The following is a 22,572-nucleotide window of genomic DNA, read 5'->3' on the forward strand; positions in this document are numbered from 1 at the left end:
GGGGATCGCGACCCCGGCGATCGGCGCTCAGCTGCGCATGCCCACGCCGCGGCGCAGCAGCCACAGCGCCACCGCTGTCAGCACCACCACGAAGCCGATCATCAGCGCGTACGCGACCCACAGCGGCACGTCACTGCTGCCCAGCAGGCCGTAGCGGAACGCGTTGACCATGTAGAAGATCGGGTTCGCATGGGTCGCTGCTTCAGCCCAGGCCGGCAGCAGCTTCACCGAATAGAACACGCCGCCCAGATAGGTCAGCGGGGTCAGGATGAAGGTCGGAACGATCGCCACGTCGTCGAACTTCTTCGCGTACACGGCATTGATGAAGCCGGCCAGCGAGAAGATGGTGGCGCCCAGCAGCACCGTGGTCAGTGTCACCAGCGGGTGCGGGATGCGCACGGGGGTGAAGAACATCGCGATGATCAGCACGATCACGCCGACCATCAGGCCGCGCAGTACCGCACCGGCCACGTAACCCCACAGGATCACCCAGTTCGGCATCGGGCTCACCAGCAGCTCTTCCACGTGGCGGCCGAACTTGGCGCCGAAGAAGGACGAGCTGATGTTGCCGTAGCTGTTCTGGATCACGCTCATCATGACCAGCCCGGGCACGATGAACTGCATGTAGCTGTACCCGCCCATCTCGCCCACGCGCGAGCCGATCAGGCCGCCGAAGATGAGGAAGTACAGGGTCATGGTGATCGCCGGCGGCACCAGCGTCTGGCCCCAGATGCGCATGATCCGGGTCACTTCGCGGCGCACGATGGTCAGCAGCGCGACGCGGTTGCGCTGGCCGTCGGTCAGCTCGGTGGTGCTCATGCGGATTTCTCCTGGTTGCCGGTGAGGCGCACGAACAGCTCCTCCAGTCGGTTGCTCTTGGTACGCATCGAGCGCACGCGGATGCCGGCTTCATTCAGCGCGGCGAACACGCGGTTCAGATCCATCGCCCGTGGCATGTCGATGTCCAGGGTGTGCGCGTCGGGCGCGCTGAGGGTTGCGCCCTCGATCGCCGGCAGCTGCACCGGCAGATCGCCATCGATGTCCAGCAGGAAGCCTTCCACGTCCAGCTTGGCCAGCAGCGCACGCATCGGCCCCTGCTCGACGATCCGGCCGTGGTTGATGATCGCCAGATGCCGGCACAGGTACTCGGCCTCCTCCAGGTAGTGGGTGGTGAGGATGATCGTCGTGCCAGCGGCATTGATCTCCTTCAGCACCCGCCACATGTCGCGCCGGATCTCGATGTCCACGCCCGCGGTCGGCTCATCCAGGATCAGCAGGCGGGGACGCGTCATCATCGCGCGGGCGATCATCAGCCGGCGCTTCATGCCGCCGGACAGGGTGCGGCTCATCACCTGCGCCTTCTCCCACAGATGGGCACGCTTGAGTTCCTCTTCCGCGCGCTGCTCCGCTTCCTCGCGCGGTACGCCATAGAAGCCGGCGTAGTTCACAAGAATGTCGAAGGGTTTTTCGAACAGGTTGAAGTTGATCTCCTGCGGCACCAAACCAATCAGGCGCATGGTCGCGCTGCGGTTGCGCACCAGGTCGCTGCCGAACACCTCCACCTGGCCCTCGCTGAGGTTGACCAGGGAGCTGATGATGCCGATCAGGGTGGACTTGCCAGCCCCGTTGGGGCCCAGCAGGGCGAAGAAGTCGCCCGGGGCGACCTCCAGCGAGACCCCCTTCAGGGCCTGGGTTCCGTTGTCGTAGGTTTTGCGCAGGTCGCGCACGCGCAGGGCGGGCGCCGTATCGTTCAGGGATGCCAAGCTCGAAGCCTTCGCGCCTATGGGCTGGCGCTGGAGAGGGGCGGGGAAGGGCTATTATAGAAGACCCCGAGGGCTCGCCCCGGCTACACACTGTCCCGAAAAGTCGTGCCTGTTCAATTCCCCCTCAAGCTGGTCGGCCGCCGCATGCTGGCCCCGACCGTCGGCCACTACCAGTTCGTGCGCGACGATGGCCAGCCGCTGGATTTCCAGCCCGGCCAGTTCATCCAGGTCCATTTCAGCTACGCCGATGGCACCGAGACCAAGCGCAGCTATTCCCTGGCCACCCTGCATGATCACGCACTGGGGCCCGGCGAAGCCGTGGATATCGCGGTCAGTTTCGTGCCCGGCGGCGCCGCTACAGCGCTGTTCGAGGCGCTGGAAACCGGCGGCCAGATCAGCGCGTCCGGCCCGTACGGGCGGTTCTGCCTGAACCCCGGCGATCACAACGCGCGCTATCTGCTGATCGCCACCGGTACCGGCGTGACCCCCTATCGCTCGATGCTGCCACTGCTGGAAAGGGCCATGACCGAACGCGGCGTGCAGGTCGTCCTGCTGCAGGGTGCACGCAGCCCGGGCGAACTGCTGTACAGCGAAGATTTCTACAGTTTCGCCGAAAAACATGCGAACTTCCGCTATGTTCCGTGCCTGTCGCGGGAGTTGCCGGAACAGGCCCACGCCGACGTCCATCATGGCTACGTGCAGCAGGCCCTGGCTGGTTTCACGCCGGACCCGGCCACCGATATCGCCTACCTGTGCGGCAACCCGGACATGGTCGATGCCTGCGCCGAGCTGCTCAAGGCGGCCGGGCTGGGCAACCCGCAGATCCGCCGCGAGAAGTACGTCAGCAGCAAGTGAGTGCGCTGCGGAGAGGCGGCGCCAGCCGCCTCCCGCAGACCGCGCCGGTCTCAGTACGGCACCCAGGCATCACGCCAGGCTGCGCCCACGCCCGGCCGGTACGCGTCGGCGTTGACGTTGCACCACGCGCCTTCAGGGAACGGGCGGCAGGCATACAGCCGGCCATCGCTGCCCTTCACCACGGTCTGCCCGGGCACATAGCTGCCGATGCCTGCCGGGTACACGTAGTCGAAGTCGCCGCCCGGCGAAGGCGTGCCCGGATCGGGTACCCGGGTGTCCAGCTGGAAGCGGTTGCCTTCTTTCAGATAGACCCGGTTGCCGGTTGCCGACGCCGTCGGCGTGATCGTGCCGTTGGACAGTACGCCCACCCGAGCGTGCTGGCTGGCGCCATTGACCTTGCGGGCCAGCACCAGCGGCCACTGCGCGGCCGCCGTCTGTCCGCCGGCCAGTGTGGCCTCCACCCGCTCCACATCGTTGCCGCTGGCGTTGAACACGCGCAGCGCCAGGACGGTGCCGACCGGCAGATCGCCACGCGCGGTGAGCGCGCCGGCATCCTGCCACTGCGATGTCGGGGGAGTGCTGCCGCCCTCGAAACGCACATCCATGCAGGTGTAGAACGCTTCGGTCGAATCCGCGCGCTGCCACGTGTTGTAGATCACGTGCTGGCCCGTGCGCTGTGGCAGCGGGCACTGCAGCCTGTACGTGCCATCGGCGGACAGCGGGGTGTTGCCCAGTGTGCAGAACTCCTGCAGGTCCGCCCAGCGCAGAGGACTGCCCGGTGTCCAGCCTTCGCGGGTAACGAAGAATCGCCAGTCACGCGTGGCATGCGGTGCGGTGGCCTTGAACACGAAGGTGAACCTGCCGTTCGCATCGGGTTGGATCGGCGTGGTCTGCCAATCACTGCGGTTCAGATCCAGGCCGCGGAAGGTCGGGTTGTTGCCGCTGCACAGCGTGCCGTCGGGTACGACGGCCTGATGGTTGCCATTGGCGTTGGCCTGGTTGATGCCGTTCCAGTCGTAGAACGCCTGCGAGCCGGCGAGTGCTTTCGCGGCGGCGCAGGCCGGGTTGGTTGGATTCTCCGGATTGCCCTGGAAACAGGCGTAGACGCGACTGGCCGGCGTGGTCATGGTGCCGTGCGCGAATGCGCTGCTGGCCAGGCAGATCAGGCCGGCGGCTGCGAATGAGCTGGCCAGCACTACACGTGTGGATCGGAATGACATGGCGCATCCTTGTGGTCGTCGATGGGAACGGTGACCGCAGGCGTTGCGCTGCGCAGCGGACGGTCGGCGGCACCTCGGCGAGTATCAAGGTGCGTTGCATCGCGCGGTACCTTGGAAGTGCCGTTCCGTGACTGCCTGCGTGAAGCCTTTCCCACAGGCTTCACGCAGGCCTGAACGGATGCGCAGAAGGTCACGCGTCGTGCGTGGTGCCGATCACGCGACGCCGTGTGTCAGCGCGTCCTGATCCACCCGGTCTGCCTGGCACGAAAAGCACCCGTAGCCTGCGTTGTGCAACTGCACGAAGGCCACCGCGGGATCGGCGAACAGCGCATCGAGCTGCCCCCCGACCTCGTTGCCGGGGCAGACCTGCCCGCTGATCATCAATGCGTTCGCGTCGTAGGCGCGCAGTGAGATCAGCCGTCGCTCGACGTAGGGCGGAACGACCCCGGCGGGCAGGACGCAGCGCGTAGCGCCGCGCTGCACGAAGATCGGACCGGACGCGCGATAGGGCGAGTGCCTGGCCAGGTGGGTGTGGGGCAGCAGAAGCAGTTCGGCTCCACTTGGGGCGTCGGACAGGCTGACCCGGCACGGATGGCCGCCGCGATCACCGGCCCAGCGTCGCAGGATGCCCTGCGCAGCCAGCGTGCGGTCGCTCTGTTCGAACAGGTGCTGGAAGGGGCGGTGATCGAGGCCGCTGAGGTACCACGCGTTCATGGGAGTCTCCTGGGTTCGCCATGAGTCTGCGTGGCCGACCGCTGCGCTGCTCGCCATGATGCGACGCCGCATTCGATCCGGCCGACATGGGCCTGGCTTTCCGGTGACGATTGCCCATCGCCGCCAGCCTCCTGCCCGTGTAAGTTGGGTCACATCTTCCGCGGCAGCCCGTCGTGGTCGACAGGAACGTCTTCCAGGGGAAACGAGCACGATGCAAAGACACCACCTCGCACTGGCCGGCGCGCTGGCCAGCCTGCTGCTTGCCGGTTGCGGCGCAGCGCCTTCCGGCAGCGCCGATGCGGCGGCGGAAACGCCCGGCCGCCGCTACGGACAGATCGACTTCCAACCCTGCACACTGACCACGATGGGCGCCAGCGCCAACGTCGAGGCACAGTGCGCCACCCTGCAGGTGGCCGAGGACAGGGCTCAGCCGCAAGGGCGGAAGATCAACCTCCGTATCGCCTGGCTGGAATCGGGCAACAGTGGCTCCGGCCAACCGGATCCGGTGTTCTTCCTCGCCGGCGGGCCCGGGCAGGCGGCCAGCGAGGTGGCGGTCATCGTCGATACCGCCCTGCGCCAGGTTCGCAAGCAACGCGACATCTTCCTGATCGACCAGCGCGGCACCGGTGGCTCTAACCCGCTCAACTGCCTGGGCGCAGATGGCAAGGAACTGGCGTTCGACGAAGAGGCCCCCCCCAGCGAGGCGCTGCTGCGCGACTACGCCCAGCGCTGCGCAAGCTCTCTGCAGGGACGTGCCGATGCGCGGTTCTACACCACCCGCGACGCCGTTGCCGATCTGGATGCCGTGCGCCAGGCGCTGGGCGTGGATGCGCTGAACCTGGTGGGTGGTTCCTACGGAACCCGCGTGGCCCAGCGTTATGCCGCGGCCTATCCGCAGCACACCCGCAGCATCGTCATCGACGGCGTCGTTCCGAACGAGCTGGTGGTCGGGGGTGACTTCGCCAATACCTTCGAAGACGCGATCAATCTGCAGTCGGCCCAGTGCCGCAAGGACCCGGCGTGCAGCAAGCGCTTTCCGAGCGACACCAGCAGGCAGCTGCGCGGCGTGCTCGATACGCTGCGCGCCGCGCCGGTGACCGTTGACTACCGTGACCCCGGCACGAATGCGCCGCGGCGCGACGTGCTGACGCCGGACAGCGTGATGGGGCTGGCGTTCGCCTTCTCCTATGTTCCGCAGTACGCCTCGCTGTTGCCGCTGGTGCTGGACGAGGCTGCGCAGGGCCGCTACGCGCCGCTCGCCTCGCTGGCACGCGGTGCCAACCGCAGCATGGGTTTCCAGATCAACCGCGGCATGCAGTGGTCGGTGATCTGCAGCGAGGACGCTCCGCGCTACCACGCGCCAGCCGCCAATGCCGAGCGCCTGTTCGGCAACGAGGTGGCCAGCGCCTTCTTCGCGCCGTGTGCTGTCTGGCCGCACACCGCGGCCCCCGCCGCGGATGCCGCACCGCTGCGCAGTGAGGTGCCGGCGCTGCTGCTGTCCGGTGAACTGGACCCGGTCACGCCACCGCGCTACGCCGCACAGGTGCTCAAGGGGCTGCCGCAGGGGCGCGCACTGGTCGCGCGCGGCCAGGGCCACGGCACGCTCTCCGCCGGCTGCATGCCCCGCCTGCTGGGCCAGTTCATCGACAGCACCGATGCCAAGGCGCTGGATGCCAGCTGCCTGGATACGCTGAGCTACGTGCCGGCGTTCACCTCGTTCAACGGATGGGAACCATGATCGTCGCCGACAACCTGCACAAGGCCTTCGATACCCGCACCGGCCGCATCCAGGCAGTGGCCGATGTCGGCTTCCGCGCCGAGGACGGTCGCATCACCGGTCTGCTTGGCCCGAACGGTGCCGGCAAGACCACCACCATGCGCATGCTGTACACCCTGATGACGCCTGACCAGGGCAGCATCAGCGTCGATGGCATCGATGCCGCGCGCAATCCCGTGGAGGTCCGTCGCCACCTGGGCGTGCTGCCCGATGCGCGGGGCGTCTACAAGCGGTTGACCGCGCGCGAGAACATCGCCTATTTCGGCCGGCTGCACGGCCTGTCCGAAGCACGCATCCGCGAGCGCATCGACGTGCTGTCGCAGGCGCTGGACATGGGCGACATCCTCGACCGCCAGACCGATGGCTTCTCGCAGGGCCAGCGCACCAAGACCGCGATCGCGCGCGCACTCGTGCACGATCCGCGCAATGTGATTCTCGACGAGCCGACCAACGGCCTGGATGTGATGACCACCCGTGCACTGCGCCGGTTCCTGCTGGGACTTCGTGAGGAAGGGCGGTGCGTGATTCTGTCCAGCCACATCATGCAGGAGGTGGCTGCACTGTGCGACCACATCGTGATCATCGCCAAGGGCACGGTCATGGCCGCCGGCAGTGCCGATGAGCTGCGCGCGCAGTCCGGCGAAGCCAATCTGGAAGATGCGTTCGTGAAACTGATCGGCAGCGAAGAGGGCCTGCACGCATGAGCATGATGTCGACCCTGATGACGGTGATGCGCAAGGAGCTGCGTGATCTCTCCCGCGACCGCCGCACGCTGATGCTGACCCTGCTGTTCGGTCCGCTGCTGTACCCGGTGCTGCTGCTGGGCATGGGCAAGCTGGCCGAGAGCCGCGTGCGCACGCAGATCGAGCAACCGCTGCAGATTCCGACCATCGGCGCGGACAACGCACCGAACCTGGTCCGCTTCCTGGCCGCGCAGGGGCTCAACGCCAGCGCAGCACCCAAGGACCTCGCCGCGGCCATCCGCAACCAGGACATCGACGTCGCGCTGCGCATCAGCGATGACTTCGGCGAGGACTGGGCCGCGGGCAGGCCGGCGCTGGTGGAGGTGATCAAGGACAGCACCCGGCGTGCCGCCGAAGTGCCCAGCGCACGCCTGGAAGCGGCGCTGGCCACCTACAACGGCCAGGTGGGCGCACTGCGGCTGATGGCACGCGGCGTGGATGCCCAGGTCGCGCGTCCGCTGGACGTGGGCAGCCAGGATCTGGCCAGTGCCGAAGCGAAACGGGGCATGATCCTGTCGATGCTGCTGCCGGTGCTGTTGACCCTGACCTCGTTCATCGGCGGCGCCTATCTGGTGATGGACGCCACCGCTGGCGAACGTGAGCGGCAGTCACTCGAGCCCCTGCTGGCAACGCCCGGCTCTCGCAGCGCGATCGTCAGTGGCAAGATCGCCGCCGCCTGCGTGGTCGGCTTCGCGTCGCTGCTGTTGACCCTGGTGGCTTTCAAGGTCAGCGCGCAGATCGCCCCGGGCAACATCGGCCGCCAGTTCAACATGAATGTCGGCTCGATGCTGCAGATGCTGCTGGTGATGCTGCCGATGCTGCTGATCGGTACCTCGCTGCTGACCTTCCTGTCGGCGGCGGCCAAGAGCATGAAGGAAGCGCAGAGCCACATGACCTGGCTGATGCTGCTGCCGATGCTGCCCGGCTACGCGCTGGTCGCCTACCCGCTGAAGAGCGAGCTGTGGCAGTACGCGGTGCCGTTCCTGTCGCAGAACCAGATGCTGCTGAAGGTCATCCGCCATGAAGTGATCAGTCCCAGCGTCTGGGCGATCTATCTGGGCGCCAGTCTCGGTCTGGCCGCACTGCTGTGGTTTGCCGCCGTGCGCCGCTACCACAACGAACGCCTGGCGATTTCCGGCTGACCGCCAGTGGAAGCGCCGGGCCCTGCCCGGCGGATAGGGAACGAGGCCCGGTCATTCCGGGCCTCGCTGTTTTCAGGTCCGCGTTGCCTGCCAAGTAGCGACGCGCTGGGTGAACCCCGGTGCCGGTCGATCGACGTCGCCCCGCTGTCGGCGACGTCAGCCCTCTGCATATCGCGCAGGCGTCACCCCCATCTCGCGCTTGAACACGGCGATGAAGGCGCTGGGGGTGTCGTAGCCGAGCGACAGCGCCACGCTGATCACCGGTTCCCCGGCCAGCAGGCGTGGCAGCGCCAGCAGGACGCGCAGGCGCTGGCGCCATTGGCTGAGTGTCATGCCGGTTTCGGCGCGCCAGTGGCGCGCAAGGGTGCGGCTGGACAGTCCCATGGCAAGGGACCAGGCCTCGACGCTGCGGGTGTCCTGTGGTGCACGCGCCAACGCCGCAGCGACGCGCCGCAGGCGCCGATCGCGTGGCTGCGGCAAGGCCAGCGGCAGCGGCGTGCTGGCGTCGATCTCATCGGCAATGACGCCGGCAAGACGCTCCTGCACCGCGTCGAGCGGTGCGGGCGCCCAGCGCAGCGCGCGATCCACGGCTGCCTGCAGCAGGGCGCCCGGTTGCACGATGCGTGGGCGTGCCGGGAGTCGCTTGCAGGTCGCTGCGTCGAGGTACAGGCTCCAGCCATTGAACGGGCCGATGCTGACCAGCGCATGCGGCAGTCCGGGCGGAACCCACGCCATATGGCCGGCTGGCAGCAGCCAGTGCAGGTCGCCTGCCTCGATCCGCAGCAGGCCCTGTCGCGCCCCCAGCAGCTGCCCGCGGGCGTGCTGGTGCCGGGCGGTCCGGCGTGGACGGTCCAGGGCCAGTTGCGCGGTCAGCAGCACCGGCCCTCGGGCGGTGTCGACCAGGGGCGGGTCAATCAGGGCGGGGGATGTCTGATATGCCATATCAACTGGCAGTTATACGGCAGATCCGGCAGACAGGAGCGTCCACACTGCACTCCACCCGCCGAAAGGAGTTCCTCATGCAGCCTCAAGACATCCTCCCTGACCATCAGAACGACGTGGTGGCCAACGGCCTCACCGTGCGCAAGGGCAGCGTGGGCGCCTTCCTTGCCAGCGTCCGCGACTGGCAGGATCCCGCCGGCAGCCCTGCGTCCCGGGCAGCGGCGGAAGCCGACCTGCGCGCGCTGCTGCCAGGTCTGCATGCGTTGGGCCTGTTCCGCATCCTGAGGGCACGCGATCCGGTCCTGCAGCACCTGATCGACAGCGCGCGCTGATACGAACAAGGCCCGGACAGACCGGGCCTTGTCGTGATGGTTGGCAGGGATGTCCCGGCTCAGCCGCCTGGCGCGAACACCAGAGTGCGGCGGGTGGTGACCGGTGCGCTGACCGGCTCGAAACGCCAGCGCTTCACGGCGTTCATGGCTTCGCGGTCGAAGATGCGCGCGGGCGTCGCACGCAGCACGCGGGCGTTCACCACCGAGCCGTCGGTACCCACGGTGATCTCCACCAGTACCTCGCCGGACGTGCCAGCGCGCAGGGCGTCGGCCGGATAGCGGGGGGCCGGCGTACTGACCGGACGCAGGCTGGGCGCGGCGGCAGGTGCCTGGCGTGCGGCATTGGCCTGCTGCGCAGCGGCCTGTTGCTGCTTCTGCTCCGCTTCACGCCGTGCGGCGGCCCGGCGCTCGGCTTCCTCGCGCTCGCTGTCACGGCGGGCGGCATCCTGCTGTGCGGCGATCTGCCTGGCCGCATCGGCTTCCTTGGCACGCTGCTCGGCCAGGCGCTGCTGCTCGGCCTGTTGCCGGGTACGGTCCTCGGCGTCCTTCTTGGCCCGCTCCGCTTCCGACTCGGTGCGCTTGGCCGCGTTCTCCACGCCCTTGGCCAGGCCTTCCTTCAGGCGTGGCAGGGCCGGTGCGGAGGCATCCACCTTCTCGATCAGGGCGACCAAGCGCTGCGCCTCGGTGAAGTCCTCGCGGCCCAGATGCTGCTCGGCCGCGATCAGGGTGTAGGGCAGCAGGTCGGTCAGCGCACTTTTCACCGCGGCATCGTCCGGCGTCTTGTCGCGCAGGGCCAGGTAGTACTCGATGGCGTTGTCGCCGGCCGGGGCGTACATGCGGTTCTCGCGCAGCGCCTGGCTGGCCGACTCGCGCAGCTGCTCGGTGCCCATCGACTGCACCTTGGCGGCCACCACCGGTGTCGCCGGCGCCGCAGCGGCAGGCGATCCTGCCGGGGCAGGGGCAGGCGTTTCTTCCTTGCCCGAGCAGGCGGCCAGGGCCAGTACCAAGGCAACCGGCAGCCACCGGCGCGCGGCGGTGATCGTTGTGACGTGCGACATCCTGCTCCCCTCTAAGAAGACGACGTTACGTAAATCATTGATATGCATGGCCGGGACCGTGGGTCCGAGCACGGCAGGGTGGCGTTTCCCGACGCCACCGCCGGCAACGGCGAGGAAGCAATCTAGCATCCCCGCCAGCGCTGCGTACAAGGGCGGCAGCGACGACCGGCGGTGGCGTCCGCGCCACCACCGGCCAGCGCCTCAATGCGCCTGTGCCTTGTCGTGGCTGTTGGACATCAGCTTGTCGGTCCAGGCGATGCCGATCGCCGAGAGGATGAACACGCAGTGGATGATGGTCTGCCAGAGCACGCCCTGCTCGGTGAAGGTCGAGCACCTGGCGGCACCGATGTTGGCAGCGGCGACGTTCATCAGTTCCGGCGCGCACAGCGGCAGGCCGCCCAGCGAACCGCTGGCGATGAAGGTCTTGAGCAGGTGGATCGAGGAAATGCCGATGATCGCCATCGCCAGCTTCACCTTCAGGACGCTGGCATTGACGTGGCTCAACCATTCCGGCTGGTCGGGATGGCCTTCCAGCCGCAGGCGCGAGACGAAGGTTTCATAACCGCCGACGATCACCATCACCAGCAGGTTGGAAATCATCACCACGTCGATCAGGCCCAGCACGATCAGCATGATCTGCTGTTCGCCCATCGAGGCCGAGTGGGAGATCAGGTGCCACAGTTCCTTGCCGAACAGGAACACGTAGACACCCTGGGCGACGATCAGGCCCAGGTACAACGGCAGCTGCAGCCAGCGCGAGGCGAAGATCAGCGAGGACAGCGGGGAGAGGGGGCGTTGGGGGGACATGCAGGACAGTGCGTTGCGGGGGAGGAGCGAGGTTACCGGCCCGCCATGACGGTGCCAAGCCAACTCCCGCACTAGACTTCAGGTTCCTTACCGCACCCGAGCCGCTGCCATGATCGATCTGTATTACTGGCCTACCCCGAACGGCCATAAAGTCACCCTGATGCTGGAGGAAAGCGGGCTGGAGTACCGCATCCACCCGGTCAACATCGGATCGGGCGACCAGTTCAAGCCGGACTTCCTGGCGATCTCGCCCAACAACAAGATGCCGGCCATCGTCGACCATGCGCCGGCTGACGGCGGCGCGCCGCAGAGCGTGTTCGAATCCGGTGCGATCCTGCTGTACCTGGCCGAGAAGACCGGTCGCTTCCTGCCCACCGATGCGCGTGGGCGCATCGCCACGCTGGAATGGCTGTTCTGGCAGATGGCCGGGCTGGGCCCGATGAGCGGCCAGATGGGGCATTTCAATGTCTACGCACCGCAGAAGATTCCTTACGCCATCGAGCGCTACGACAGCGAGGTGCGGCGCCTGCATGGGGTGATGGACAAGCGTCTGGCCGGGCATGCCTTCCTGGCCGGCGAGGAGTACACCATCGCCGACATGGCCAGCTATCCGTGGGTCGGTGCCTACGATGCGCTGCCGGCAGATTTCGATGCCTTCCCGAACCTCAAGCGCTGGCATCAGGCCATCGCCGCCCGCCCGGCCACCCAGCGGGCGTATGCGCTGCGCCAGCAGGTCAATCCGAACGCCGGCAAGCCGCTCAGCGATGATGAGCGCAAGCATCTGTTCGGCCAGCGCTGAGGGTCCTGCGCAGGCCGCTGCGCTCGCCGGGCGTGGCCCGGCGCTACCCGCCCGTCAACGGCCGATGTGCCGTGCCCGGTCCCTGCCATGGGCAGAAGGTCATGCTGCCTTCCCGCACGGGCTTGGTTAGGATGGGGGCTGATCGCCACCGCACATGCTGCGGTGGCGGACCTGCCGTTTGCCGGGATCCTCCATGCGCCACCTGTTCGCTTCGCTTGCTCTCATGCTCGCCACCAGTACTGCCGCCCACGCTGAAAAACTGACGCTGGAAGCCATCACCGGTCCATTGCCGCTGTCCGGGCCGACCCTGATGAAGCCCAAGGTCGCTCCGGACGGTTCGCAGGTCAGCTTCCTGCGCGGCAAGGACAGCGACCGCAACCAGCTGGATCTGTGGACCTACGACATCGCCAGCGGCCAGACCCGCCTGCTGGTCGACTCCAAGGTGGTGCTGCCGGGCACCGAGACCCTCAGCGACGAGGAGAAGGCCCGCCGCGAGCGCCAGCGCATCGCGGCTATGACCGGCATCGTCGATTACCAGTGGTCGCCGGACGCACAGCGCCTGTTGTTCCCGCTCGGCGGCGAGCTCTACCTGTACGACCTGAAGCAGCAGGGTCCGGCAGCAGTACGCCAGCTGACCCACGGCGAAGGCTTTGCCACCGACGCCAAGCTGTCGCCGAAAGGCGGCTTCGTCAGCTTCATCCGCGGCCGCAACCTGTGGGTGATCGATCTGGCCAATGGCAGCCAGCTGCAGCTGACCGGCGACGGCAGCGCCACCATCGGCAACGGTGTGGCCGAGTTCGTGGCCGACGAGGAAATGGACCGCCACACCGGCTACTGGTGGGCGCCGGATGATTCGGCCATCGCCTTCGCCCGCATCGACGAAGCACCGGTACCGGTACAGAAGCGCTACGAGGTCTATGCAGACCGCACCGATGTCATCGAACAGCGTTACCCGGCCGCCGGCGATGCCAATGTGCGCGTGCAGCTGGGCGTGATCGCGCCGGCCGCCGCGGCACAACCGCGCTGGATCGACCTGGGCAAGGAACAGGACATCTACCTGGCGCGCGTGGATTGGCGTGATGCCCAGCACCTGACGTTCCAGCGCCAGTCGCGTGACCAGAGGCAGCTGGATCTGGTGGAAGTGGCATTGGACTCAAACCGTCAGCGCGTGCTTGCCCATGAAACCAGCCCCACCTGGGTGCCACTGCACAACAGCCTGCGCTTCCTGCAGGACGGCAGCATGCTGTGGTCGTCCGAGCGTACCGGCTTCCAGCATCTGTACCGCATCGACAGCACGGGCAAGGCCACCGCGCTGACCCACGGTGACTGGCCCGTGGATGAACTCCTGGCTGTGGATGAAGCGGCCGGCAAGGCCTATTTCCGCGCCGGCATCGAGACGTCGCGCGAGAGCCAGATCTACTCCGTCCCGCTGCAGGGCGGACAGGCGCCACAGCGGCTGTCCAAGGCGCCGGGCATGCACAGCGCCAGCTTCGCGCGCAACGCCAGTGTCTATGTCGACAGCTGGTCCAACAGCACCACACCGCCGCAGATCGAGCTGTACCGCGCCAACGGTGAGAAGATCGCGACGCTGGTGGACAATGATCTGGCCGATCCCAAGCATCCCTACGCGCGCTATCGCGATGCGCAGCGACCGGTCGAATTCGGCACCCTGACCGCTGCCGATGGCCGGACGCCGCTCAACTACAGCCTGATCAAGCCTGCCGGCTTCGATCCCTCCAAGCGCTATCCGGTGGCGGTGTACGTCTATGGCGGCCCGGCCAGCCAGACCGTCACCGACAGCTGGCCCGGACGTGGCGATCATCTGTTCAACCAGTACCTGGCGCAGCAGGGCTACGTGGTGTTCTCGCTCGACAACCGTGGCACCCCACGGCGTGGCCGTGAGTTCGGCGGCGCGCTCTATGGCAGGCAGGGCACGGTGGAGGTGACCGACCAGCTGCGCGGCGTGGCATGGCTGAAGCAGCAGCCCTGGGTCGACCCCGCGCGCATCGGCGTGCAGGGCTGGTCCAACGGCGGTTACATGACCCTGATGCTGCTGGCCAAGGCGTCCGACAGCTATGCCTGCGGCGTGGCCGGTGCACCGGTCACCGACTGGGGGCTGTACGACAGCCATTACACCGAACGCTACATGGATCTGCCGGCACGCAACGAGGCCGGTTATCGCGAAGCGCGCGTGCTGACCCACATCGACGGACTGCGCTCACCCCTGCTGCTGATCCACGGCATGGCCGATGACAACGTGCTGTTCACCAATTCGACCAGCCTGATGAGTGCGCTGCAGAAGCGTGGCCAGCCTTTCGAACTGATGACCTACCCGGGCGCCAAACATGGCCTGTCCGGTGCCGATGCGCTGCACCGCTACCGTGTGGCGGAAGCGTTCCTGGGACGTTGCCTGAAACCCTGAGTGACAACCGGGAAGGAGCCCGCCGATGAACCACCTGCCACCCCCTGTTCCTGGCCATCCCGCCCATCCCCCCGGCTGGTGGCGCCGTCACTGGCGATGGGCGATGCCACTGACCGTGGTGGTGTTCCTGGGCGTACTGGGCGGTTCCGCGGCATGGAGTGTGATGCGCTGGGGCGAAGCCGCACGCGAGAGTCCGCCGATGCGTGAGGCGATGCGGCGCGCCGGATGCAGCATCGAGCTGGTGGCGGCCTTCGGCGAACCGCTGCGCGCCGGCTCGCTGCCGCTGGGCAGCATGCAGACCGCGATCACCGGTGAGCGCGATGTGGGCCTGACCGTATCGCTGGAAGGGGCCCATGCGCACGGTCGCCTGTTCGTGCAGGGCATCCGCCGCGACGATGTCTGGGACTACCCGGTGATGTATGTGCTGGGTGCGGACAAACAGACCTTCGATCTGACCGCGCTGGACGATGAGGAGGCTGCGCAGGAGTGCGAACTGCAGGCCTGCCGCGAGCGCGGTGGCTGCCCGATGACGGCCGCGTTCTGACCGGCGCCATGACTTCCCACCGATTGTCGCCATCGCCATGAGCGCGTAGGGTGCGGGCAACCCTGTCCTGGAGTGCTTCATGAAGCCGATCGCGCTGGCCGTCGCCCTGGCCCTGACCGCTGCACCGCTGCTGTCCGCCCCCCCGGCCCTGGCCGCACCGGCCGCCAAGGCCACCACGCCTGCCAGCCCCGCCTGGGTCGCGCGCAGCAATGCGCTGGCGCAGATCCTGCTCGACGCGCAGGGACCGTTCCAGCCCGAGCAGACCGGCTTCTTCGGCGTGCCGGGCTATGACGACAAGGTGGCCGACCTCGGCCCGGACAATGGCGCGCGCTACCGGGCCGCGACAGCCAAGGCGCGCGACGAGCTGCAGACCCGGCTGGCTACGGAGAAGGATCCCAACGTCCGCCAGGACCTGCAGATCATGATCCACGCCGCCAACCAGAACATCGAGGGCAGCGAGCTCAACGACAAGTACCTGCTGCCGTGGACCGATGCGCCGCAGACGGTGTTCAGCGGCCTCAATCTTCTGCTGTCCGACCAGGTGCCGGCCGAGCGCCGGGCCAAGGCGCTTGATCGCCTCAAGGCGTACGCCGGGCTGACGCCGGGCGGCACCGCCTTCACCACGCTGGCGCGCCAGCGCTACGAAGAACGCCTGAAGGACAGCGCGCTGCTGCAGCCGACGAAGATCGAAGTGCAGCAGTCGCTGGACAACGTCGAGACCTACATCAGCGGCATCGAGTCGCTGCTGAAGAAGTACCAGATCAGCGGTGCCGATGAAGCGATGAGGGCCCTGGCGGGGCAGATGAAGGAGTACGCGGCCTGGACGCGCAAGGAGGTGCTGCCGAAGGCGCGTACCGACACGCGCCTGCCGGCGCCGCTCTACGCATACCAGCTCAAGCAGGTCGGCATCGACATCGACCCGAAGCTGCTGATGCAGCGTGCCCAGCTGGAGTTCATGGAAACCCGCTCGGCGATGCAGCAGCTGGCGCCGCTGGTGGTGAAGGAGAAGGGCCTGAAGGTCGCCGATCCCACCGATCCGGTCGCCGTGATCCGCGCACTGAAGGCCGACAAGATCGCCGACGACCAGCTCGAAGGCCACTATCGCAAGGTGATCGACGCCATCGATCCACTGATCCGCGAGCATGGCATTGTCGACGTGCCCAAGCGCGCCATGCAGATGCGCCTGGGTTCGGCTGCCGAGAGCGCCGCCAGCCCGGCACCGCATTTCCTGCCGGCACCGCTGGTGAACAACACCGGGCAGCAGGGCACCTTCGTGCTGCCATTGGGCAACCCGGCGGCCGGTGCCGGCGCCCAGTACGACGACTTCAACTTCGGTGCGGCCGCGTGGACCCTGAGCGCGCATGAGGGCCGTCCCGGCCATGAGCTGCAGTTCACCGCGATGGTCGAGCGCGGCGTCTCGCTCGCGCGCACCATGTTCGCGTTCAATTCGGTGAACGTGGAAGGCTGGGCGCTGTACGCCGAAGCGGAGATGGTGCCGTACGAGCCTCTGGACGGGCAGATGATCGCCCTGCAGTTCCGCCTGCTGCGCGCCGCGCGCGCGATGCTTGATCCGATGCTCAACCTCGGCCTGACCGACCGTGCAAACGGCGAACGGGTGCTGATCGAACAGGTCGGCCTGTCCAAGGCCATGGCCACCCAGGAGCTGGACCGCTACACCGTGCGCATGCCCGGCCAGGCGGGCAGCTACTTCTATGGCTACACCCGCATCCTGGAGCTGCGCATGCAGACCGAACTGGCACTGGGCGCGAAGTTCGACCGCCTGGCGTTCAACAACTTCCTGCTCGACCAGGGCCTGCTGCCGCCGGATCAGCTGGCCGACGCAGTGAACCAGGTGTTCGTGCCGAAGTACCGGAAGAAGTAACGGTAGCGCCGGGCCATGCCCCGCGAGCGCAGCGGGAAAGCGAAATGCCGCCGGGCACGGCCCGGCGCTATCCGCGGTGACGCTGCTGCGTCACCGCTGCGGCGTGATCACCTGGGTCGGCAACCGTGCCGGCGGCGCCGGGTTCGGCACCCAGATCGCCACGCCTGCGGCGCGCTTCTGCGTGGTCGGAATGCCAATGCCGAGACCGCCGCCCACATGCGAACCATAGCTGCCGGCGCCCACGGACATGCCCACCGGCGAGCCGCTGCTGCCCACGCCCATCAGCACTACGCCGTTGGCGCCCAGCGCTGCGGCTTCGCGCTTCAGCCGCGCCACGGCGGCGTCGGTCTGGCCCTGGGTGCCGAAGCCCACCGCAGAGGCGGATTCCAGCTGGGCGATCTCCTGCGAGCCGGCCGGCGGCGTTGAATAGATCTGCACCTGCGCCGGGTCGATTGGCGCCCGCGCGCGGCCCAGCATGACCTTGGAGGTGCTGGCACAACCGGCGGCGGCCAGCAGCATGGCCGCCAGTGCGGCCCAACGGATGTTCATGGCAATACCCCTGCAGGACTGGATGGGATCATCGGTGGGCCACTCTGAATCGGCGCCAACGCCCTGTGCGCTGGGCATCCAGACGCTAGCACGGCCGAGGTGAGCGGCCCGCCAACGGGAGTAGGCGACGGCGGCCGGAACGTCTATGGTTGGGGCCGGGAACCAACTGCGGGAGAGCGGCGATGGGTGTGATCAGTCTGTTGTGGGGTGTATTGGCGCTGCTGTGGATGATCCTGGCGCTGATACCGCTGCTGGGCTGGGGCAACTGGTTCCTCATTCCGTTCGCTGCGGTCGGCGCGGTGATCGCTGCGCTGGGCATCCTGTTCACCCACCCGAGCAAGCGCGGCCGGGCCTGGGCCGGCCTGGTCCTGAACGGCATCGTGGTGGTGGTGGGCATCCTGCGCCTGGGCCTGGGCGGTGGCGTGATCTGAACCTGTGGCCGGGTGCGACCGGGCGTCGCAGGGCTGCGGCCCGCAGCCGGGCAGGGGCGTACAATGAACGGCTGCGCGAGCCTGCGCGTGCCTGTGAATCCGCGCCCGGCGCGGCTGCCCCATGATCATCCGACCTCGTCCCCACGGCTGGCAACTGCTGTACATCCTGCGCGGATCGATCGTTCCGGCGATCGCGCCGAAGGTGCTGGCCATCCTGATCCTGTCCATCGCCGTCGCCGCGGTGGTGGAACTGGCGCCGCCGATCGGCATCGAGCGCGTCTCGGTCACGCCGTTCACCCTGCTGGGCCTGGTCCTGTCGATCTTCCTGAGCTTCCGCAACAGCGCCTGCTACGAGCGCTGGTGGGAAGGCCGCAAGCTGTGGGGGCAGCTGGTGTTCGAATCGCGCTCACTGGCCCGGCAGGTGAACCTGCTGCTGGTGGATGACGCAGGCCGCCGCCGTCGCATCGCCTATCTGGCCACCGCCTTCGCCCATGCGCTGGCCGCCCGCCTGCGCGGCCGCATCGTGGCGCTGGCGGCCTTGCCGTGGCTGGACAAGCGTCAGCGTGCGCAGCTGGCCGAGCGCGAGAACGTGCCCGATGCATTGCTGGCGATGATCGCCGCCGAACTGGCGCAGGCGCTGCGCAGCGGCGATCTCGATCCGATCCTGTACGCCCAGCTGGAGGACCGCCTGCATGCGATGTCCTCGATCCAGGCAGGCTGCGAGCGGATCCTGACCACGCCGCTGCCGTTCGCCTACACCCTGCTGCTGCACCGCTGCGCGTGGATGTTCTGTGTGCTGCTGCCGTTCGGCCTGGCCAGTTCGCTGGGCTGGGGCACGCCGGTGCTGTCGGCGGTGCTGGCCTACGCCTTCTTCGGCCTGGACCAGCTTGGCGAAGAAATGGAAGATCCGTTCGGCCTGGAGCCGAACGATCTGCCGCTGGACGCGCTGGTGCGCACGATCGAGATCGACCAGCTCGACGCGCTCGGTGAACGCCCCCTGCCCGAACCCCTGCTGCCGCAGGGCTACCTGTTGCACTAGCCACTCCTCGGAGCCTGCCATGCCTCATCCCCACTACCGCCCGCGGCGCATGCGCCATGACGAGTTCTCACGCCGCCTCATGCGCGAGAACACGCTGACCACCGACGATCTGATCTATCCGGTGTTCGTGCACGAACCGGCCGGCCGCACCGCTGTGCCGTCGATGCCCGGTGTGGAGCGGTTGTCCATCGAGGAACTGCTGAAAGTGGCCGAAGAGGCGCTGGAGCTGGGCATCCCGGTGATCGATCTGTTCCCGGTGATCGACGCCTCGCAGAAGTCGCTGGATGCCTCGGCGGCATGGGCGGAGGACGGACTGGCGCAGCGTGCGATCCGCGCCCTGAAGTCGCGCTTCCCGGAGCTGGGCGTGATGACCGATGTGGCGCTGGACCCCTACACCACCCACGGCCAGGACGGCATCATCGATGACAAGGGCTACGTGCTCAACGACATCACGGTCGAAGCGCTGGTCAAGCAGTCGTTGTCGCATGCCGAAGCCGGCGCGGACATCGTCTCGCCGTCGGACATGATGGATGGCCGCATCGGTGCGATCCGGCGCGCGCTCGATGCAGACCATCACCTCAATGTGCGCATCATGGCCTACTCGGCCAAGTACGCCTCGGCCTTCTACGGCCCGTTCCGCGACGCGGTGGGCAGCGCGGCCAGCCTCGGCAAGGCGGACAAGAAGACCTACCAGATGGACCCGGCCAACGGCGACGAGGCGATGCGCGAGATCGCGCTGGATCTGGAAGAGGGCGCTGACATGGTGATGGTCAAGCCGGGCATGCCGTATCTGGATCTGGTGCGTCGCGTGAAGGAACAGTTCGGCGTGCCCACCTTCGCCTACCAGGTCAGTGGCGAGTACGCGATGATGAAAGCGGCGTTCGCCAATGGCTGGCTGGACGAGCGCGCCTGCGTGATGGAGTCGCTGCTTGGTTTCAAGCGCGCCGGCGCCGATGGCGTGCTGACCTATTTCGCGCCACAGGTGGCGCGCTGGCTGCGCGAGCGCTGACAATAGCGCCATCGATGGAGGGAGGAACGGCTGATGGGACCCGAACTGGGATGGATGCAATGGCTGATCTGGGGCGTCGGCACGCTGGTGTTCGGTGCCGTCATCGTCGGCGTGTTCATCGCAGCCTGGCGGGCGAGCAAACGCCCTCCCGAGCAGCTCTCCGCCGCCCGTCGGATCGCCCGTGAACAGTCCCTGCCGGACAGCGTGCAGGCCGAACTGGCCGCGCTCAACCAGCGCAAGGACAGGGGCCAGCTGAGCGAGGCGGACTACGAACAGCAGCGCGCCAAGGTGCTGTCGCGCTGATTGCGGTGCCCGGGCCGGGATCTACCGCATGCACCCGGCCACGGCAGGCACTTTCGGTACCGCCAACCGGTAGAGATCCACGCCCCCGGCACGCGGCGCCTTCGCCGCACTGCTGACGACCAGCATTTCCCCCGGCTTGGCGTTGTCGATCACCGGCGCACCGGTCCAGCCGCCTGCCTGGTTGAAGGACAGCCCCAGCGGCTGCAGCGCCACGCCGCTCCAGGCGCACCCGCTGCTCCATACCTGCGCGCTCGTGCCGCTGCCACGACTGAACACCACGGCGCCATCGTTGCCCAGCCAGTCAGCGTCAGTCTCGTCATCGGCGCTGTTCAATGCCGCCAGCGCGGTGGCCGGGCCCCGCACGCCCTCGGCATCCAGGGTGGCCACGAACAGATCCCAACCGGCGCCACGGCCCTGATGGCGCGCGAACAGCAGCCGCCGGCCATCCATGCTCAGCGCTGGACCGCGCTCTTCGTACCGCCCACGCTCGCCGCGCAGGGCCTGTGCGTTGCCAAGCTGGCCATCGCCGGTCACGGCGGCACGGTACAGCGCCAGCTGGCCTTCGGTGCCCGCCGCGAACAGCAGCCAGCGGCCATCGCGGCTGAAGTAGGGATCCCGGGCCTCACCGCTGACATCGACCGCCAGCGCCTGTGCCTGCTGCCAGCGGCCATCGATCAGGCGGGCCTGCCACAGGCCCCAGCCGCCCTCGCCGCGGCGGGCGAAAACGATGCGCTGGCCGTCGGCACTGATCGTGCCGCGAGCCTCGTCGGCACGGGTCGAGACCACGCCCATGCCTTCGATGCCGTACTCGTTCAACGCCATCGCCACGGGGGCAGAGAGTAGACTGGCGGCAAGCACCAGCAGGGTCGGGGTGATGCGCATCATCCGGGTCCGTACACGAAAGAGCATCAGTCTAGCCAGCTTGAGGAATCCATGACCGACCGTTACGCCGTCTTCGGACACCCCGTCGCCCACTCGAAGTCGCCGCAGATCCACGCGACGTTCGGTCGCCAGGAAGGCATCGCCATCGACTACCGCACGATCGACCTTGCCCCCGACGCCTTCCTCGCCGGCCTGGAAGCATTCGCCGCCGAAGGTGGTGTCGGTGCCAACGTCACCCTGCCGCACAAGGAAGCCGCGTTTGCGGTCTGCACTACGCTGACGGCCCGTGCGCGCCGCGCCGGTTCGGTCAACACGCTGCTGCGCAAGGGCGAGCGCTGGCATGGTGACACCACCGACGGCATCGGCCTGGTGCGCGACCTGACCGACCGCCATGGCCTGGACCTGCGCGGCCGCCGGGTGCTGATGATCGGCGCCGGCGGCTCGGCCCGCAGCGTCGCCCCGGCGCTGCTCGATGCCGGCATCACCGAGCTGGTGGTGGTCAACCGTACGCCGGAACGCGCCGATGAACTGATCGACGCGATGGGCGAGCCGGGCCGCGCCATCAGCCGCTACTGGGAAGACCTGCGCGAGCTGGGTGACTTCGAGCTGATCGTCAACGCCACCTCTGCCGGCCGTGACCGCGACGTGGAGTTCAAGCTGCCGCTGTCGCTGGTCAATTCGATGACCACCGCGGTCGACCTGAACTACGGCGAGGCGGCCATCGCGTTCCTGGCCTGGGCGCGTGCGGCGCAGTGCCGCAATACCGTCGATGGCCTGGGCATGCTGGTCGAGCAGGCCGCCGAGAGCTTCCTGCAGTGGCATGGTGTGCGTCCGCAGACCGACGAGGTCTACCAGCAGCTGCGGCAGGGCGCCCTGGCGCTGGCCGGCGAGGACTGACCGATGGACAACATGACCCTGCTGGTGACGGTGCTGAGCATGGTGGGCGTGCGCCTGCCGGTGCTGATCGCGCTGTGCGTGGGTCTGGTGTGGGTGGTGGGCGCGCCGCGCGATGCCACCCGCAGCGGCGCGCTGGCCGGGCTGCTGCTGTTGCTGCTGGCCAGCCTCGGCAGCATGGCAGCGGGCATCCTGCCGATGTGGATGGTCAGCAGCGGTGACTTCAGCGCGGTTTCGAGCATGAGCGCCATCCTGGGCGTGCTGCATTTCGCTCTGGCGATGGTGGAAGCGATCGGCATGGTGCTGCTGGTCTGGGCGCTGGTGCGCCTGCTGCGCCAGCGGCCGCCTGTGGTAGGCCGGTAAGGTCGTGGCGGGGGGGGGGCCCCCCCCCCCCCGCCGGGGGGGGGGTCAATTCCCCGGCCCCCCCCCTCGCCCTCCAGCGCTTCGACCATGCCGCTTTTACCC

Annotated in this window: 24 protein-coding genes; 15 read left to right on the plus strand and 9 right to left on the minus strand. The window is 67.8% G+C overall.

All coding sequences use genetic code 11. The annotated features are described in order from the left end of the window. Positions 1-27 precede the first annotated feature (27 nt). Together ACVOMM_RS15300 and ACVOMM_RS15305 are read right to left on the minus strand one after the other, a co-directional pair. Entirely contained in the window at positions 28-819 is a 792-nt protein-coding gene (locus tag ACVOMM_RS15300; protein ID WP_053519566.1) for an ABC transporter permease, read from the minus strand. Beyond that, on the minus strand, positions 816-1,784 hold the full coding sequence (locus tag ACVOMM_RS15305) for an ABC transporter ATP-binding protein (RefSeq protein ID WP_164150561.1): 969 nt from the start codon (positions 1,782-1,784) through the stop codon (positions 816-818). Before ACVOMM_RS15305 ends, ACVOMM_RS15300 begins: the two co-directional genes overlap by 4 nt. Positions 1,785-1,868: 84 nt before the next feature. Between ACVOMM_RS15305 and ACVOMM_RS15310 the strand changes: the two genes are divergently transcribed. Then, entirely contained in the window at positions 1,869-2,618 is a 750-nt protein-coding gene (locus ACVOMM_RS15310) for a ferredoxin--NADP reductase (RefSeq protein ID WP_080375334.1), read from the plus strand. 50 nt (positions 2,619-2,668) lie between these two features. Here ACVOMM_RS15310 and ACVOMM_RS15315 read toward each other — a convergent pair whose 3' ends face one another. Beyond that, entirely contained in the window at positions 2,669-3,838 is a 1,170-nt protein-coding gene (locus ACVOMM_RS15315) for a lytic polysaccharide monooxygenase (RefSeq protein WP_481526467.1), read from the minus strand. 213 nt (positions 3,839-4,051) lie between these two features. Next, on the minus strand, positions 4,052-4,552 hold the full coding sequence (locus ACVOMM_RS15320) for a DUF1203 domain-containing protein (RefSeq protein WP_180876496.1): 501 nt from the start codon (positions 4,550-4,552) through the stop codon (positions 4,052-4,054). 211 nt (positions 4,553-4,763) lie between these two features. On the opposite strand from ACVOMM_RS15320, the gene ACVOMM_RS15325 reads away from it, so the two are divergent. Genes ACVOMM_RS15325 through ACVOMM_RS15335 form a run of 3 tightly spaced genes read left to right on the plus strand, consistent with a single transcriptional unit; the run spans position 4,764 to position 8,214 of the window. Continuing rightward, positions 4,764-6,290 carry an alpha/beta fold hydrolase gene (locus ACVOMM_RS15325; RefSeq protein ID WP_053519571.1) on the plus strand — a complete coding sequence of 509 codons (1,527 nt, stop codon included), beginning with the start codon at positions 4,764-4,766 and terminating at the stop codon, positions 6,288-6,290. Next, positions 6,287-7,033, plus strand: a complete 747-nt coding sequence (locus ACVOMM_RS15330; protein WP_065174298.1) for an ABC transporter ATP-binding protein — start codon at positions 6,287-6,289, stop codon at positions 7,031-7,033. Before ACVOMM_RS15325 ends, ACVOMM_RS15330 begins: the two co-directional genes overlap by 4 nt. Then, positions 7,030-8,214, plus strand: coding sequence for an ABC transporter permease (locus ACVOMM_RS15335; RefSeq protein WP_065174299.1), 1,185 nt, complete (start codon positions 7,030-7,032; stop codon positions 8,212-8,214). Before ACVOMM_RS15330 ends, ACVOMM_RS15335 begins: the two co-directional genes overlap by 4 nt. Positions 8,215-8,370: 156 nt before the next feature. On the opposite strand, the gene ACVOMM_RS15340 is transcribed toward ACVOMM_RS15335, so the two are convergent. Continuing rightward, the gene (locus ACVOMM_RS15340; protein ID WP_481526468.1) at positions 8,371-9,156 is read right to left on the minus strand and encodes an AraC family transcriptional regulator; all 786 of its coding nucleotides are present in this window, start codon (positions 9,154-9,156) and stop codon (positions 8,371-8,373) included. Between the two features lie 77 nt (positions 9,157-9,233). Between ACVOMM_RS15340 and ACVOMM_RS15345 the strand changes: the two genes are divergently transcribed. Beyond that, positions 9,234-9,488, plus strand: a complete 255-nt coding sequence (locus ACVOMM_RS15345) for a hypothetical protein (RefSeq protein WP_481526469.1) — start codon at positions 9,234-9,236, stop codon at positions 9,486-9,488. Between the two features lie 59 nt (positions 9,489-9,547). Here ACVOMM_RS15345 and ACVOMM_RS15350 read toward each other — a convergent pair whose 3' ends face one another. Beyond that, on the minus strand, positions 9,548-10,546 hold the full coding sequence (locus tag ACVOMM_RS15350; protein WP_481526470.1) for an energy transducer TonB: 999 nt from the start codon (positions 10,544-10,546) through the stop codon (positions 9,548-9,550). Between the two features lie 201 nt (positions 10,547-10,747). Further along, positions 10,748-11,353, minus strand: coding sequence for a TIGR00645 family protein (locus tag ACVOMM_RS15355; protein WP_053519577.1), 606 nt, complete (start codon positions 11,351-11,353; stop codon positions 10,748-10,750). A 109-nt stretch (positions 11,354-11,462) separates the two neighbouring features. Here ACVOMM_RS15355 and ACVOMM_RS15360 point away from each other — a divergent pair, with 109 nt between their 5' ends. From ACVOMM_RS15360 to ACVOMM_RS15375, 4 genes are all read left to right on the plus strand, one after another. Continuing rightward, complete coding sequence (locus ACVOMM_RS15360) at positions 11,463-12,152, plus strand: glutathione binding-like protein (RefSeq protein ID WP_053519578.1); 690 nt, start codon at positions 11,463-11,465, stop codon at positions 12,150-12,152. A gap of 193 nt (positions 12,153-12,345) precedes the next feature. Continuing rightward, complete coding sequence (locus ACVOMM_RS15365; RefSeq protein ID WP_164150492.1) at positions 12,346-14,574, plus strand: S9 family peptidase; 2,229 nt, start codon at positions 12,346-12,348, stop codon at positions 14,572-14,574. A gap of 25 nt (positions 14,575-14,599) precedes the next feature. Then, positions 14,600-15,118: a cytochrome c oxidase assembly factor Coa1 family protein gene (locus ACVOMM_RS15370; RefSeq protein WP_193396734.1), complete on the plus strand. Its 519-nt coding sequence runs from the start codon at positions 14,600-14,602 to the stop codon at positions 15,116-15,118. Positions 15,119-15,197: 79 nt separating this feature from the next. After that, positions 15,198-17,000 carry a DUF885 domain-containing protein gene (locus ACVOMM_RS15375; protein ID WP_346480506.1) on the plus strand — a complete coding sequence of 601 codons (1,803 nt, stop codon included), beginning with the start codon at positions 15,198-15,200 and terminating at the stop codon, positions 16,998-17,000. 90 nt (positions 17,001-17,090) lie between these two features. Here the strand turns inward: ACVOMM_RS15375 and ACVOMM_RS15380 are convergent, their stop codons facing one another. Continuing rightward, positions 17,091-17,549, minus strand: coding sequence for a hypothetical protein (locus ACVOMM_RS15380; RefSeq protein WP_053517962.1), 459 nt, complete (start codon positions 17,547-17,549; stop codon positions 17,091-17,093). 182 nt (positions 17,550-17,731) lie between these two features. On the opposite strand from ACVOMM_RS15380, the gene ACVOMM_RS15385 reads away from it, so the two are divergent. From ACVOMM_RS15385 to ACVOMM_RS15400, 4 genes are all read left to right on the plus strand, one after another. Beyond that, the gene (locus tag ACVOMM_RS15385) at positions 17,732-17,980 is read left to right on the plus strand and encodes a hypothetical protein (protein WP_006475755.1); all 249 of its coding nucleotides are present in this window, start codon (positions 17,732-17,734) and stop codon (positions 17,978-17,980) included. Positions 17,981-18,101: 121 nt separating this feature from the next. Further along, a complete protein-coding gene (locus ACVOMM_RS15390; RefSeq protein WP_053517963.1) occupies positions 18,102-19,019 on the plus strand; it encodes a bestrophin family protein in 918 nt (305 codons plus the stop codon). A gap of 19 nt (positions 19,020-19,038) precedes the next feature. Continuing rightward, the gene (hemB, locus tag ACVOMM_RS15395; protein ID WP_053517964.1) at positions 19,039-20,028 is read left to right on the plus strand and encodes a porphobilinogen synthase; all 990 of its coding nucleotides are present in this window, start codon (positions 19,039-19,041) and stop codon (positions 20,026-20,028) included. 33 nt (positions 20,029-20,061) lie between these two features. Beyond that, a complete protein-coding gene (locus ACVOMM_RS15400; RefSeq protein ID WP_053517966.1) occupies positions 20,062-20,331 on the plus strand; it encodes a hypothetical protein in 270 nt (89 codons plus the stop codon). A gap of 21 nt (positions 20,332-20,352) precedes the next feature. Here the strand turns inward: ACVOMM_RS15400 and ACVOMM_RS15405 are convergent, their stop codons facing one another. Continuing rightward, positions 20,353-21,216 (minus strand): TolB family protein, encoded by an 864-nt coding sequence (locus ACVOMM_RS15405; protein WP_481526471.1) that lies wholly within the window; start codon positions 21,214-21,216, stop codon positions 20,353-20,355. A gap of 48 nt (positions 21,217-21,264) precedes the next feature. Between ACVOMM_RS15405 and aroE the strand changes: the two genes are divergently transcribed. Further along, positions 21,265-22,110: a shikimate dehydrogenase gene (aroE, locus tag ACVOMM_RS15410; protein WP_065174307.1), complete on the plus strand. Its 846-nt coding sequence runs from the start codon at positions 21,265-21,267 to the stop codon at positions 22,108-22,110. 3 nt (positions 22,111-22,113) lie between these two features. Then, positions 22,114-22,470, plus strand: coding sequence for a hypothetical protein (locus tag ACVOMM_RS15415; RefSeq protein ID WP_065181457.1), 357 nt, complete (start codon positions 22,114-22,116; stop codon positions 22,468-22,470). Positions 22,471-22,572 lie beyond the last annotated feature (102 nt).

The organism is Stenotrophomonas sp. STEN009, from assembly GCF_056760395.1.